Raw genomic sequence first — 14,058 nt, forward strand, 5'->3', positions numbered from 1 at the left:
TGATGAGTACAGTGAAGACCTATCCCGCAATTGCAGCCACACCGGTTCAGTCACTTGCCAGAACATTGCTGGCAGGTATTGAGGCCATGCTGGGGGCAATCTGCGCCACATTGCTGGCTGCACTGCTGCTGATTGTGCTGACAACGGTTGTGCTGCGCTACGGCTTCAATACCGGTCTTCTCGGCTCTGAAGAGCTGGCGACATGGCTCTATGTTGCTCTGATCGCCTTCGGCGCACCGCTGGCCATCAATTCGGCATTGGCGATGCGGCTTGATCTGGTGACTTCGCGTTTGTCTCCTGCCGGTCAGCGTGTGACGTCGGTTTTTGCCGATGTTTTCACACTGATGAGCGGGCTGATTTTAAGTTTCGGCAGTGCACGTATTGCCACCTTACTTGGCGGCATTTCTCCGACACTTGGTCTGCCGGAATGGATCAGGTTCGGCTTTCTCGGGCTGGGCGGGTTCTTTATCGTGATTGTACTGGGATTGCAGCGCATCAGCGAGAATAAAACCGCTGACATCCTGATCGCCGGTATTATAGCGACAGCGCTCTATATCGCGGTCAGTCATAGCCATATTGATACGGATTTGAGCCCGAGTATTGTACTGGGTCTGATCGCACTAGCCGGCCTGCTGGTTGCAGCACCTCTGCCGCATGCTTTTCTCGCCGGTGCCTATATTGCCATTGCCTTTGGCAGTACCTTGCCGGAACCGGCTGTGGTTTCCTCCACTGTCACCGGTGTTTCCAAATTCCTGTTGCTGGCGATCCCGTTCTTTCTGTTGGCCGGAAGCCTGCTCACCGCCGCGGGTATTGCCCAGAAAATCGTGCATTGTGCCTCTTCTCTTGTTGGGCATCGCCGTGCCGGACTGGCACAAACCACGCTGCTGACCAGTGTGCTGTTTTCTGGTGCCTCCGGTTCTTCTGTCGCCAATGCCGCTTTCAGCTCGGCAACCTTTCAGCCTGAACTGGTGAAGCGTGGTTATCCGCCTGCACAGGCCGGTGCGATTATAGCGGCCACTTCCGTGTTGGATAATGTCATCCCGCCGTCGATTGCCTTTCTTATTCTCGCAGCAGCAACCAATCTCTCCGTCGGTGCTCTGCTGGTCGGCGGCTTCTTTGCCGGTGCTGTCATGGCCGTGTGCCTCGCTGTAGCCATTCACCTGACAGTGAAGGAACAGGTTGCACAACCGCGTGCCAGTGGGCGGGAGCGTGTACAGGCAGCCATTGGTGCTATACCAGCTTTTGGCCTTGGTATTATCGTTGTGGTCGGCATCCGCATGGGTGTTGTCACCACTACGGAGGCCGCCGCCATTGCCGCAATCTATACGCTGATCATGGCTGCGATCGGCAAAATCGGCATCACTTCGCTCTATGATATTTTCAGGCAATCCGGCAAAGAGGCCTCTGCGATCGGCCTGCTGATCGGCACGGCCAGTCCCTTCGCGTTTCTGCTGGCGGTGGATGATATTTCCGGCACGATTTCCGATCTGGTCAGTGGTTTCGGTGCCAATCCGGTTGTTATCCTGATCATCATCAATCTCGTGCTACTGGTTGTCGGTCTTGTTCTGGATATCGGCGCTGCAATTCTGCTCTTCGGTCCGATTTTTCTGCCGATTGCGGTTGCCGCCGGTATTGATCCGGTGATGTTCGGCGTCATCCTCGTGGTCAATCTGATGATAGGGGGACTAACACCACCAGTTGGTATGCTGGTCTTTGTAGTCAGCGGTGTTACCCGCCTGCCCGCCACCGCCCTTTTCAGAGCCATGACACCCTATTTCATCGCTCTGCTGTTTTCTCTCGTCATTCTCGGCGCATGGGCTTTGCTCATCTGACCCGTCCGCATAAAGGATTATCCGCTATGATTACGCTTAACCGTCGCCATTTTCTGCGCACAGCCACGCTCGGCACTGCAACTGCACTTGCCATGCCAGCCCTCATCCGTACGGCACAGGCCAAAACCGCCATCACGATTGCCTCACTGTTCGGCGATGATAAGCCGGAAACCAAAATCTGGCTGAAAATCCGTGATCTCGTGGAAGCAAAACTGCCGGGACAATTCCGTTTCAATATCGTCAAAGACAGTGCTTTGGGTGGTGAGAAGGAAGTGGCTGAGGGTATCCGCCTTGGTTCCGTGCAAGGCAGTCTCTCCACAGTTTCCGCTTTGTCCGGCTGGGTGCCGGAACTGCAAATTCTCGACCTGCCATTCCTGTTCAAAGATGCTGACCATGTGCTGAAAACTGTGCAGGGCGAGACTGGCAATGATCTGAAAGAAAAACTGAAGGCTCAGAATTTTATTGCCACCGGCTTCATCAATTACGGCGCACGGCATTTGCTGACCAAAGAGGCCGTGACCAAACCGGAGCAACTTAAAGGCAAACGTATCCGTGTTATTCAAAGCCCGCTGCATACCAAGCTCTGGAGTAATTTCGGCACCACGCCTGTGGGCATTCCGATCACCGAAACCTATAATGCACTGGAAACCGGTGTTGCCGATGCGATGGATCTGACAAAATCCGCCTATGCGAGTTTCAAACTCTATGAGGTGGTGCCGTTTGTCACGGAAACCAGCCATATCTGGGCGTCGGGCGTGGTCTATTTCTCTGCCAATTTCTGGAATGGCCTGAACGCCGAGCAGCAGCAGGTACTGCAGGAAGCATCCCAAGAGGCCACCACCTATTTTAATCAGCTGATCGTTGATGATGAAGCCGCAGCGATCACCACGGCCAAAGAGCATGGTGCGCAGGTTCTGCAACCGGAAAATTATGACCAGTGGCAGGCCGGTGCAAAGACCGTCTGGGATGATTTTGCACCGGTTGTCGGTGGTATTGATCGCATCAATGCGATCAAAAATCTTTAATCCAAGGGTCAGCTAGCCATCCCCCTCCTCAGCCGGAGGGGGACGTTAGAGTTTTAACTCTCAACCTGATATTTCTTCAGCATTTCAGCGGCACTGATTTCATCGGTGATGAAAACCGTTGGCTTCAGCAGTTTCATCGCACCGAGCAATGCCACAACTTTTTCCGGCCCGCCGGAAGTGAGGATACGCATTGGAGCTTTTTGCAACTTATCCATACTGACCGACATCACGCGCTCATGCACCGGATCGGCAACGATCTCGCCATTGCGGTCATAGAAATGGAACAGCATATCGCCGACTGCACCATTCTCAATCAAAGAGCGCTTCTGCGCGTCATCAATCAGACCAACACGATAAGATGTGCTGCTGGCCGTCTCAATGCCGCCGATGCTGAGCAGAACCATGTCCAGATCATCAGCCATTTCGAAAACGTCTTTCAAACCGCAGCGCTCAACCAATGCCTCGCGGGTTTCCTGACTGTCAACCAGTGCCGGTGCGGGGATCAGATAGCCCTCGCCCTGAAAAATCTGCGCAAATTGCCAGGCAAATTCCGGCGGATTGAACCGGCGCGGCTGTGCAATTCCGCCGAGAAGCGAAATCACTTTAAGATCATTAAGACTGCGCGCACCGATATGCTGCAAAGTGCCGGATAATGTGCGCCCCCAGCCCACACCAATACGCATGCCATGCTGTACTTTTTCGGAAAGATAGGCACCGGTTGCAGCGGCAATCGGCACAATCGGATCGGTCTCCGGTGTTGACAATGGCGCAACGATTGCCCGTTCCAGCCCGAAGGTCTGCTCCAGCATTCTTTCCAGAGCAGTCAGACCGGCCAGCTTGCCTTCAATCGTGATTTTCACCTCATTGCGGGCACGGGCTTCAGCCAGCAACCGCACAATTGTTACACGACCGACACCAAGCACATCCGCAATGTCGTTCTGGGTCATCTGCTCGACATAATACATCCATGCCGCGCGGGTGCGCAGCCGGTTGGTCTTATTTTCGCTGGCGACGCTCTCTGATCCGACGATAAATTCCGGTGTTTCCTGAACATTACCCGATTTGCGTTTCGTGCTTTTCAACCCAATTCCCCGAATATTTTGCATATACTTATACTGCCCGCTGAAAGACCGGCCGATACGCATGTTTTTCTGCACGCAGCTTATTGCTTTTTCCGCCATGAAGAAACAATAATCCCGTCATCATTTCGGGTTATACCCGCATCATGCGCGCAGGATGAACGACCATGCATCAGGACATTCCGAACGACATCGCCGTCAGTATCAAAGACAAGCTGCGAGGCCTGCGTTATGCCCTGCGCCGTACCCGTCACGGTCAGAATGAGGTTGCAGAACCGGCAATCCTGCCGGATATTGTCCTCACCCGTGCCGCACATGTTGCGGCAACCGTGATGGATAAAGCATTCAGTACGGCCGAAAATATCTCTATTTCACTGGTTTCCGACAATCCGTCCATTCATGAAAATGCGCCGGATGTGCAGGGTTTGAGCTTCTATTTCACAAGCGGACAAGAAGGGCAGCGCGCGTTTCATCGCGATATGTATTATCTGACCAAAGCCGTATTACGCCGTAATAAAGCTGAAAATGTATTGATTCAGGAAGCGGTTTTCATGTCGGTCTATAACCATATGAAACAGCGCTATAGTGCGGATATTGCCCGCCTGCATGACCCGAAAACAGATGTGATCCAGCAGACTGCCAGACTGTGCACGGCGCTGTTTCAGGAAATATTGCGCCAGCAACCGGTGCGCCAGTCCAGCAGCCTGTCCGAACAAGCCCTGATTTCGGGCTTTGCTGCCATTAGTCTGGCCTGCGGTCTGGCAACGGCCAAACCGGTGGATATGGAAAATATTGATAATCTGGAAAGCGCCCTGCTGGCAGTGGAAGCACGCGGCGAGCGTATTCTTGAAAGCTTGCAGAACAAGGATGAAGCGGCTCTGCAAAAACTATTTGCCACACTGATTTTTCATCTGCCGTAAAGACAAGACACCGCCATAAGAATGTATTTTACGGCGGTGTTTAAATTTATTTAAGCTCAGAAATCAGCTTCTTTGCCCGCGGGATTGAAGCGGGACTCATGCTCAGTTCTGTCAGCCCCATGCGGATAAATTCTGCAATCAGATCCGGCCTTGCTGCCGCCTCACCGCACATTCCCACCATAATACCGGCCTCAATGCCTGCTTTTGCTGTCATCTCAATGGCAGCCATTACCGCCGGATGTGAAACATCATTCAGCTTGGCAACGGTCGGATTAAGCCGGTCTGCAGCCATGACATATTGGGTCAGATCATTGGTGCCGATTGAGAAGAAAGCGGCTTCCTGTGCCAGCTGTTGTGCGGCGAAAACAGCGGCAGGCGTTTCAATCATCACACCAAGATCAAACTGACCGCAAGCCTTGCCCTCACTGAGCAGTTCCTGCCGGCAGGTTTCAATTAAAGCTTTGGTTGCACGGATTTCCGCCACATCCGAGATCATCGGCAGCATGACTTTAAGCTGACCATGCACGGCAGAACGCAGCAGGGCACGCAATTGCGGCTTGAAAATATCCGGCCGGTCAAGACACATACGGATACCGCGCCAGCCGAGAAACGGGTTTTCCTCTTGCGGAAATTCAATACCGGCAATCGGCTTGTCCCCGCCAATATCAAGCGTGCGCACAATCACCGGATAAGGTGCAAAAGCTTTCAGCAAAGCCGAATAGGTTTCTGTCTGCATATCTTCCGATGGCAGATGCATATGTTTCATGAACAGCAGCTCGGTACGGAACAAGCCGACGCCCATCGCACCGGCGGCCTGCGCCACCTCAATTTCTTCCAGCGCACCGAGATTAGCGGCCACCTCAATCACCGTACCATCTGACCGCTGCGGGATCATGGTGCGGTAGGCTTCCAAAGCCTGTTTTTCAAGCTTCGCGTCTGTAATACGCTGCTTGAAATCCGCACATATTGTTTCATCAGGATCCGGCGCAACACGGCCTTTACTGCCGTCAACCGCAATCTGCTTCACCTCTTTCAGCTGATGCACCGCTTTACCCAGACCGAGCACCGCCGGAATACCATGGGTGCGGGCAATGATCGCCACATGGGAGGTTGCGCCGCCATGGCCACAGACAATCGCACCGATTTTTTTCAGCGGTGCGCGGGCGAAATCCCATGCGCCGATATCTTCAGCGATCAGAATGGCACCATCCGGCAAGGCTTCAAGACTGATATCCTGCTGTCCCAGAAGCGCCAGACAAATCTGACGGCCAACGGCCTGCACATCATCGGCACGGGCATTGAGATAAGGATCATCAATCTCTGAGAACTGACGGGCAACGGCTGCACTGGCACCGAGCATGGCGGAGAGCGCATCCAGCCCGCCACGGATCAGGCCTGTTGCTTCATCAAGCAAGGTCTCGTCCGCAGCAATATCCTTCAATGCCGCAATAATACCGCGATCGCTCTCGGCAAGATTATCCGCTTTCAACTCCGCATCCATGCGCTGCTGAACATGCGCGACAGCGTCATGAAAGCGGGTCAGTTCTGCGGGTATTTCAGAGGTTTTCAACGTGCGGTTATCGGCAGCGATTTCCGGCGGAAAAAACGGATAGGCCTCCCCGATTGCCACACCTTCACTGGCCGCAATACCAGTGATAAAACCGGCATCTTCCGGCTCTGCCTGCGCAACAGCCGGAACGGCTATTTCAACAGGTGCTGGCACGCTCGCAGCAACAAGAGCATCCGCATTTTCATCCAGACCCGACAGCGGATTTTCCAGATAGCCGATCAGCGTTTCCAGTGCCTCAATCGCATCTGCACCTTCGGCTCGTACGGTCACCGTGTCATTTTCCTTGACCCCGAGCAGCATCAGCTTCACAGAGCTTTTTGCGCTGACACTTTTGTCCGCTTTAGCGATCTCAATGTCCGATTCAAAGCTCTTGGCAAGCTTCACAAAGCGGGTAGCCGGCCGTGCATGTAAACCTTCATGCACCCGTACGATTGTCGAGCGTTCCATGCTATACCTGTTTCAGTCGTCTAAATATTATGCGTGAATGATAATAGCGGCGCCGGCCTGCAATTGTGCCACCAGCGCCTGCGTATCCACTTCGGAAGCGCAAATTTCTCCCGGACGCTCGGTGCTTTCAGAACCGTTGAACGAAATCACCACATGGCCGATATCCAGCACTTTTTGCCACGCGCTGGAGCCGACAGAAGTGATAGTCGCCTCAAGAGAACCGATGCTGATCTTTGCGCCGGTAGCAGGGGCTTCTGCAGACGGTTGGTCTTCCACCGCATGAAGCACAGATACCTCAGCCAGTTCTGACGGAGAGCCGTCAGCAAACAGGATAACTACGCCGCCTTCAGCCAGATCCGCCACTTCAGGACCCACAGCGGTAATCCGCGTTTTAAAAGAAATTGTCATAATGGCGGAACCTTTCAATCTGTCATTCAAATTAGTATTGAAAGAGCGGTCAGCCCCTGACGACCAGACCGCTCTTTGTATTGTGTATTTTAAAGAACCATCAGGCTCACAGCCCATGCAATCAGCACCGAAACCGGCCCCATGATCTGACGGCTGATGAGAACCGCAGGCACACCGATCTCGATGGTTTTCGGCTTGGCTTCACCCAATGCCAGACCGACCGGCACAAAGTCACAACCGACCTGTGTGTTATAGGCAAACAGTGCAGGCAGAGCCATTGCCGGAGCAATTGTACCATTAGCAATTTGCGGCCCGATAATTGCCACACCAACCACCTGCGCAATCACCGCACCGGGCCCGAGTACCGGTGACAGAAACGGCAGACCGCAGATTGCGGACAGGATCAGCAGGCCGATAATATTATTGGCAAGCGGTCCCAGCGGCTGTGCAAGAATATCGCCGATACCGGTATAGAGGATAAAGCCGATCAGCATTGTAACGAAGGCCATGAATGGCAGAACATTACGGATAACCTGATCGATGGTACGGCGACCGGCATTAAAGAACACGCCGACAATACCGCCCATTACACGGCCGACACTGCTGATAAAGCCGATCAGACCGCCTTCAGAAGGCTGTTCAACCGGTGCAGCGGCAGGCGCCTCAGCCTTGGTCTGTGCCGCAGCGGCAGCAGCCGGTGCGGAACCATCTGCAAGGGCGATATTTTCAGACTTCACACCCGACACATAAATGTCTTCGGTAATATATTGCGCAAGCGGACCGGACTGGCCAACAGGCATCACATTAACGGTCGGAATACGTTTGCGCGGATACACACCGCAGCGTGCTGTGCCGCCGCAATCCACGATTACAACAGCCATTTCGCTTTCAATCGGCGGGCTTTTAAAGCCGTCAACCGCTTCTGCGCCGGTCAGATCTGCAATCTGACGGGCAATCGGGTGAATACCGCCGCCGGTGACAGAAACAACCTTGTTGCGCTGTTCGGTCGGCTGAATGGTCAGCGGGCCGCCCCAGCCGCCGGAACCCGGATTAATCGTTACGGATTTATAGGTTTTTGCCATGTTCCCCTCCCGCCCCTCAGAGCTCAATGCCCTGACGGCGCGCCATAATGGCGGTAATACGTTCTGTCAGCATACCTTTGAGCAGGATCACCACGAGGCCGACCAGCGCATACCAGATGGGCACCGTGATATGATAACCGCCCGGCACTGCGCCCTTCTTTTCCAGTTCCAGCAGCGCCACAAGAATGCCGCCCCAGACGAAATACTCGCCCGGATTGATATGCGGGAACAGACCAAGCGGCGGATGCACATAGGAAACCGCAGCATCGTAAAATGCAGGCTTGTGCTTTTCTTCGAGAAACGAACCGAAAGTATAAGCCATAGGATTGGTCAGGAAGAAGACCGAAAGCAAAGGCAAAACCGTATAGCGGGTCAGCGCGATACGTCCGGCACCGCGCGCCAGACCATGCACACGCTTTTCACCCACCAGTTCGGTGATCGCGTAGAAAGCGGTCATCAGCACGATCAATGTCGGGATGATGCCGGTAACAAAGCCGGTCAGAACCTCGCCGCCCTTCTGGAACACACCGATAAAGTGTTTACCCAAAGCAGTGAGCCAGCCCAGCTGCTCTTCCTGCTGCACATTTTGCAGGCGTTCACGGAACTGATCGACAGTGATATTGCCGCCGGTTGCAGCCGCTGTTCCCGTATCAGTGCTGGCCTGCGCCAGAACCACGAGATCATTGCCGTTTTGCTGCACTGCCATTTTGCTGTGCAGCCCCGCGTTTAACACTGCGTCGGATACCAGCCCCCCCGCATGGTGCAGGGATTGCATGGTGACGTCGGCATGTTGTGCCAACATTGCTGTAATTGACATATTACCTCCCTGATTGCCGCATCGGAAATGCGACCTCCCCTACTCTTTTTAGTTCAGGCTTCCACAGTCTTCAGACCGGTTAGTCCGGTCTCTCCGTCAGACGTATCAGCCAGCCTTTCAGCCTGTTCGATTGCAGAACGCACCGCATGTGCCACAGCCGGCTGAAATTTTTCCTGCTCCAGCTGCTCCCGCAATTGGGCCAGTGTCAGCCCTTCAAAAGCATCACGACGGGTGAATTTGGCAAAGACTGTGCGACCACTCATCTCCAGTAATCTGCGCACAACCAGATCACGGTCCACCACGATCAGAACAATAACGCCCTTACCGAAACGCCCGCGCACATGACCGGCACCAACATATCCGTCTTTGTATTTATTGCTGATGCCCTTCATGACATCGGTATAGTGACGCATCTGGAACCAGACACCCAGCGACTGGAAACCCCAGAGCAATGCCAAAGCTAATAATGCCCATTGCCATATCGCCATACGATATCCTCCCGACTGCCTCTGAACCCGTCATCAGCTCATTCTCCCGAGTGAATTAGAGAACATTTGTTTTTTTCAATGTCAATATGTATAATTCATTACACGCAGGTCAAAGCGAATGGACCATGACATTTCTCCTGTCATCGCTTATGATTACTGTCAATGAAGTGCCCGCATAAAAGACCGATACAAGAAAGAGCTCATGATGGATCTGCTATTCAAAAACCAGATGGCAAATGTGCCTGATTTACGGCACAGGCTGCGTCAGCTGCGCTGGTTTCGGGCAACTTTGCGAAAACATGCCGGTCTGATTACCGAGATGACCGGTATGCGCTATGATATTGATGAAAAACGCCTGACGGAAGCCTTTCTCAACTGGATCGAGCTGGTCAATCAGAACAAGCATTATGCTGCTGTAGACCGTAAGGATTTCATTACTTTTGCCGCCGGTCTGGTTCTTAAAGAACTGATCCGCCTCAGCCCCGCCAAAGCAGTGAGCGCGCCGGATAAAGTTCTGACAGGCGAGATGGAGAATTTAAACGAAATCATCCGTTTCTGGCCGGAAGGTTTTCTTTATACCAATTACTGTATCTGCGCGATTGCCGCGATACAGGAACAGGAGTTCGGAACAAGTCCTGATATTGACCAGAGCGCCAATGATCTGCGCACCTGGTGGACATATCGTGAGAATGCGTCTGAAATGCCGGGTTTTGCCATTGCCTTTCTCGACAAATTTTTGGGACAGGAACCCAATTGGGTGATGCCGGATTTTGCCTCGGCACGCGCAGCAGTGCAGCGCGCACTCGGCGCGGACCATCCTGCCGTTGCACTTACGCAGCCATCACAGAATTAAAATTAAAAAATCCCCGCAGGATGGAAGGAAAACCTTGCATCCTGCGGGGGTGGATCAGAAGAACAGGCTATACAGAGGGAACGGTATGCAACCTGTTTTCTGCAGTTTTATTGTGCTGCCCTGCTGCACTCTCCGATGATACGCAGCACAGCATCACGTTGCTCCAGCTGAGGCATATGTCCGCAATTGCGGAACACATGCACACCCACGTCTCCCGGCAGGCCATGGGCATGAGCCACGGGAATAATGCGATCCTGCGCACCGAAGATCAGCCGTACAGGAATTGCCAGCCCCTCAAGGCTTGAGCGGATTTCAAACGTCTGGGTACTGTCCGCACATAAATGCGCCGCCATACCGGCCTGTGCTGCGCGCAGTTCCGTATCCTGAGCCTGCACAACCGTTGCATTGATGAAAGCTCTGGAGAGCATGTTTTCATCGGCAAACAGTTCTTTCAGCCAGGGCACAATGCTTGCCTCACTTTTGGCCTGCACCAAACCGTTGAGGAATGCACCATTGATCTGCGGGCCGAGACCGGCAGAAGAAATCAGAACCAGCGAGCGCACATCCGCAATGCCGCGATCGGCTGTGACAGCTGCCACAGCACCGCCCATGGAATGGCCAACCAGAATACAGGCTTCAACCCCATGAGCTGCCAGCGTTGTTTCCACACTGGCCGCAATCGCATCAATACTCTCCGGCACGTAACGCGGTGAGCCGCCATGGGCTGGCAGATCAAGCGCCAGAACCGGATTGCGCAAAGTACCGCCGGCCAGCAGCATACGCCAGCTGTTGAGATCTGACGCGAAGCCATGGATCAGCACAATCGGCAGCTGCCCTCTTTCACCTTGGCGCAACCAGACGGCATTGAGCGCGCCTTGCGCCGGTGATGTGACAACCGGACGGGATACGGTGGCCTGCACCGGCGAAACAGCAGGTGCCGCAGCCGTCAAGCTGAACTCTATGTCTTTCTTCTGAATACGACCTTTAGGACCGGAGCCCTGTACCGCATTCAGATCAAGACCTGCATCTTTTGCCAGTCTGCGTGCCAGTGGTGTCGCACGAATGCCTGTAATTTCAGTCTGTGCAACCGGTACGGAGGTAATAACCGGTTGCACAGCGGGGGTTTCAGAGACTGAAGGCTGCACGTACGGTTCATCAACGGGTTCTGCAACCGGTTGGCTGACAACCTTCCGCTCTTCACCTTCAGCATAGATCCATGCAACAGCCTGACCGACCGGCACGACTGCGCCTTCCGCAGCAGACACATCGCCTAGAATACCGGATGCCGGTGCATCCACTTCCATAGCGGCTTTGTCTGTTTCAATCTCAAACAGCAACTGACCTTTGGTGACCGTATCGCCATCCTTGGCGTACCAGCGCGAAATCTGGCCGGTCTCCATATCCATATCAACTTTAGGCAGGATGACTTCAACCGCCATGACTAGCGCGCCCCCTTCACAAGTTCGCGGGCGCTTTTGAGAATATCAGGCACCTGCGGCACCGTTGCCCGTTCAAGATCAGGATTATAAGGGATTGGTGTTTCCGCACCGCCAAGACGAATAATCGGGGCATCGAGATAATCAAATGCATCGCTTTCCGCGACAAGCGCACTGATTTCAGCGCCGATACCCAATGTCTTGACCGCCTCATAAACACACATCAGTTTCGAGGTTTTCTTCACACTGGCAATAATGGTTTCGCGGTCAATCGGGCGCACAGAGCGCAGATCAATCACTTCAACATTAATGCCTTCTTTGGCCAGCTCTGCCGCTGCATCCAGCGCTTTATGCACCATAATCGCTGAGGCAACGATGGTGAGGTCTGTACCTTCACGCACCACTTTCGCCTTGTTAAGCGGCACGGTGTAATAGCCTTCCGGCACTTCGCCCTTCATTTTGTAAAGCAGCTTATGCTCGAAAATCATCACCGGATCAGGATCTTCAACCGCTGCCAGCAACATGCCCTTCATATCATAAGGGGTGGAAGGCTGGACAACTTTCAGACCCGGCACATGGCCAAGCCACGCCTCAATACTCTGGCTGTGCTGCGCTGCGGCACCGGTGCCGGAACCGGCAGGGAAGCGCATCACCAGAGGCACGGAAACCGCACCACCCAGCATGTAACGAATTTTTGCCGCCTGATTGACGATCTGCTCCATTGCGAGCGCCGCAAAATCAGAGAACTGGAATTCAAAAATCGGGCGCATACCGGTCAGCGCTGCACCAACAGCAACACCGGCACCGCCAAGCTCGGAGATCGGCGTATCCATCACACGGTCTTCACCGAAACGATGCACCAGATCGCCGGTGACCTGAAAAGCACCGCCGTAAACACCAATATCTTCACCCATCAGGAAAACGCGCTCATCGCGTTCCATGGCGATTGCCATCGCTTCCTGAATAGCCTGCGAATAACTCAACTCACGGATTGTCGTGTCCATTTTTCTATCAGTCCGTGTATACATCGCGTGTCAGATTGGAGAGATCCGGTGACGGGCTGTTCTTGGCGAACTCGATAGCGTCAGCGATCTCTTTTTCGACATTGGTGCGGATTGTTTCAATTTCGGCATCGGTGATGAAGCCGTAAGTTTTCAGATCAGTCTCAAAACGGGCGATCGGATCACGATTGGTTGCCCAATCCTCGATCTCTTCCTTGGTACGATAACGGTTGCGGTCGCTCTTGGAATGGCCGCGCAGACGATAGGTCTTATTCTCGATCAGGGTCGGCCCCTCACCGCGACGCGCACGTTCAATCGCCTCATGAGCGGCTTCAGCAACGTCAGAGAGATTATTACCGTCAACAATCACACCCGGCATATTATAGGCCACCGCACGGTCAGCAATATTTTCAACCGCTGTCGAGCGTTTGGTCGAGGTTGACATGCCATAGCCATTGTTTTCACAAACAAAAACCACCGGCAGCTTCCAGACCGAAGCCATGTTCAGTGCTTCGTGAAACGCGCCCTCATTGTTGGCCCCGTCACCAAAGAAGGAAATAACGACCTTGCCGTTTTTCTGTTTCTTGGCCGACAGCGCAGCACCCACAGCAATCGGAATACCACCGCCGACAATACCATTGGCACCGAGATTGCCCTTGGAAACGTCTGCAATATGCATGGAGCCGCCGCGGCCTTTGCAATAACCGGTTTCCTTGCCGAAGAACTCGGCAAACATGCGGCCAATATCAGCACCTTTGGCGATACAATGGCCATGGCCACGGTGGGTCGAGCCGATCATGTCATTTTCTTCCAGCGGCAGACAAATTCCCATAGCACTGGCTTCCTGTCCGATGGACAGATGCATGGTGCCGTGAATAAGTCCGCGCATATAGCTTTCTTCCGCCCCCTCTTCAAAGCGGCGGATCAGATACATTTTATGCAGCGCTTCTTTGAGCTTTTCCGGTGAATATTCACGGAAAGCAAAGGGCAGATTGCGCAAATCACCCTTCGCGCTGTCGTCCGTCTGAGCCTTTTTGACCTGAGCCATCAAAGTTTACTCCTCAAGGCACTCATCAGAACGGGGGCCTGATGAGACCGTA

13 protein-coding genes are annotated in these 14,058 nt (G+C 53.7%); 4 read left to right on the forward strand and 9 right to left on the reverse strand.

All coding sequences use genetic code 11. The features are described from left to right. Nucleotides 1-2 precede the first annotated feature (2 nt). Nucleotides 3-1,832 carry a TRAP transporter large permease gene (locus HBA93_RS00595; protein WP_221721970.1) on the forward strand — a complete coding sequence of 610 codons (1,830 nt, stop codon included), beginning with the start codon at nucleotides 3-5 and terminating at the stop codon, nucleotides 1,830-1,832. Between the two features lie 26 nt (nucleotides 1,833-1,858). After that, nucleotides 1,859-2,857 (forward strand): TRAP transporter substrate-binding protein, encoded by a 999-nt coding sequence (locus HBA93_RS00600; RefSeq protein WP_221721971.1) that lies wholly within the window; start codon nucleotides 1,859-1,861, stop codon nucleotides 2,855-2,857. A 53-nt stretch (nucleotides 2,858-2,910) separates the two neighbouring features. On the opposite strand, the gene HBA93_RS00605 is transcribed toward HBA93_RS00600, so the two are convergent. Continuing rightward, a complete protein-coding gene (locus tag HBA93_RS00605; protein WP_221721972.1) occupies nucleotides 2,911-3,963 on the reverse strand; it encodes a sugar-binding transcriptional regulator in 1,053 nt (350 codons plus the stop codon). A 140-nt stretch (nucleotides 3,964-4,103) separates the two neighbouring features. Here HBA93_RS00605 and HBA93_RS00610 point away from each other — a divergent pair, with 140 nt between their 5' ends. After that, entirely contained in the window at nucleotides 4,104-4,856 is a 753-nt protein-coding gene (locus tag HBA93_RS00610; protein WP_121993899.1) for a hypothetical protein, read from the forward strand. 46 nt (nucleotides 4,857-4,902) lie between these two features. Here the strand turns inward: HBA93_RS00610 and ptsP are convergent, their stop codons facing one another. From ptsP to HBA93_RS00635, 5 genes are all read right to left on the reverse strand, one after another. Beyond that, the gene (ptsP, locus tag HBA93_RS00615) at nucleotides 4,903-6,873 is read right to left on the reverse strand and encodes a phosphoenolpyruvate--protein phosphotransferase (RefSeq protein ID WP_221721973.1); all 1,971 of its coding nucleotides are present in this window, start codon (nucleotides 6,871-6,873) and stop codon (nucleotides 4,903-4,905) included. Between the two features lie 27 nt (nucleotides 6,874-6,900). After that, a complete protein-coding gene (locus tag HBA93_RS00620) occupies nucleotides 6,901-7,281 on the reverse strand; it encodes a PTS glucitol/sorbitol transporter subunit IIA (protein WP_221721974.1) in 381 nt (126 codons plus the stop codon). Nucleotides 7,282-7,370: 89 nt separating this feature from the next. Then, nucleotides 7,371-8,363: a PTS glucitol/sorbitol transporter subunit IIB gene (srlE, locus tag HBA93_RS00625; protein WP_075654241.1), complete on the reverse strand. Its 993-nt coding sequence runs from the start codon at nucleotides 8,361-8,363 to the stop codon at nucleotides 7,371-7,373. A gap of 16 nt (nucleotides 8,364-8,379) precedes the next feature. After that, nucleotides 8,380-9,180 (reverse strand): PTS glucitol/sorbitol transporter subunit IIC, encoded by an 801-nt coding sequence (gene srlA / locus HBA93_RS00630; RefSeq protein WP_221721975.1) that lies wholly within the window; start codon nucleotides 9,178-9,180, stop codon nucleotides 8,380-8,382. A 53-nt stretch (nucleotides 9,181-9,233) separates the two neighbouring features. Beyond that, on the reverse strand, nucleotides 9,234-9,668 hold the full coding sequence (locus HBA93_RS00635) for a transcriptional regulator GutM (RefSeq protein WP_221721976.1): 435 nt from the start codon (nucleotides 9,666-9,668) through the stop codon (nucleotides 9,234-9,236). Nucleotides 9,669-9,873: 205 nt separating this feature from the next. Here HBA93_RS00635 and HBA93_RS00640 point away from each other — a divergent pair, with 205 nt between their 5' ends. After that, nucleotides 9,874-10,521, forward strand: a complete 648-nt coding sequence (locus HBA93_RS00640; protein WP_221722178.1) for a hypothetical protein — start codon at nucleotides 9,874-9,876, stop codon at nucleotides 10,519-10,521. 107 nt (nucleotides 10,522-10,628) lie between these two features. On the opposite strand, the gene HBA93_RS00645 is transcribed toward HBA93_RS00640, so the two are convergent. From HBA93_RS00645 to HBA93_RS00655, 3 genes are read right to left on the reverse strand one after another with little or no spacing between them, the layout of a single operon-like run. Further along, a complete protein-coding gene (locus tag HBA93_RS00645) occupies nucleotides 10,629-11,960 on the reverse strand; it encodes an acetoin dehydrogenase dihydrolipoyllysine-residue acetyltransferase subunit (RefSeq protein WP_221721977.1) in 1,332 nt (443 codons plus the stop codon). Nucleotides 11,961-11,962: 2 nt separating this feature from the next. After that, nucleotides 11,963-12,961, reverse strand: coding sequence for an alpha-ketoacid dehydrogenase subunit beta (locus tag HBA93_RS00650; RefSeq protein WP_022710184.1), 999 nt, complete (start codon nucleotides 12,959-12,961; stop codon nucleotides 11,963-11,965). Between the two features lie 7 nt (nucleotides 12,962-12,968). Then, nucleotides 12,969-14,006, reverse strand: coding sequence for a thiamine pyrophosphate-dependent dehydrogenase E1 component subunit alpha (locus HBA93_RS00655; RefSeq protein ID WP_122092356.1), 1,038 nt, complete (start codon nucleotides 14,004-14,006; stop codon nucleotides 12,969-12,971). Between the last annotated feature and the right edge of the window lie 52 nt (nucleotides 14,007-14,058).

Source organism: Ochrobactrum sp. SFR4 (genome assembly GCF_019730395.1).
In the GTDB taxonomy this organism is placed as follows: Bacteria; Pseudomonadota; Alphaproteobacteria; order Rhizobiales; family Rhizobiaceae; genus Pseudochrobactrum.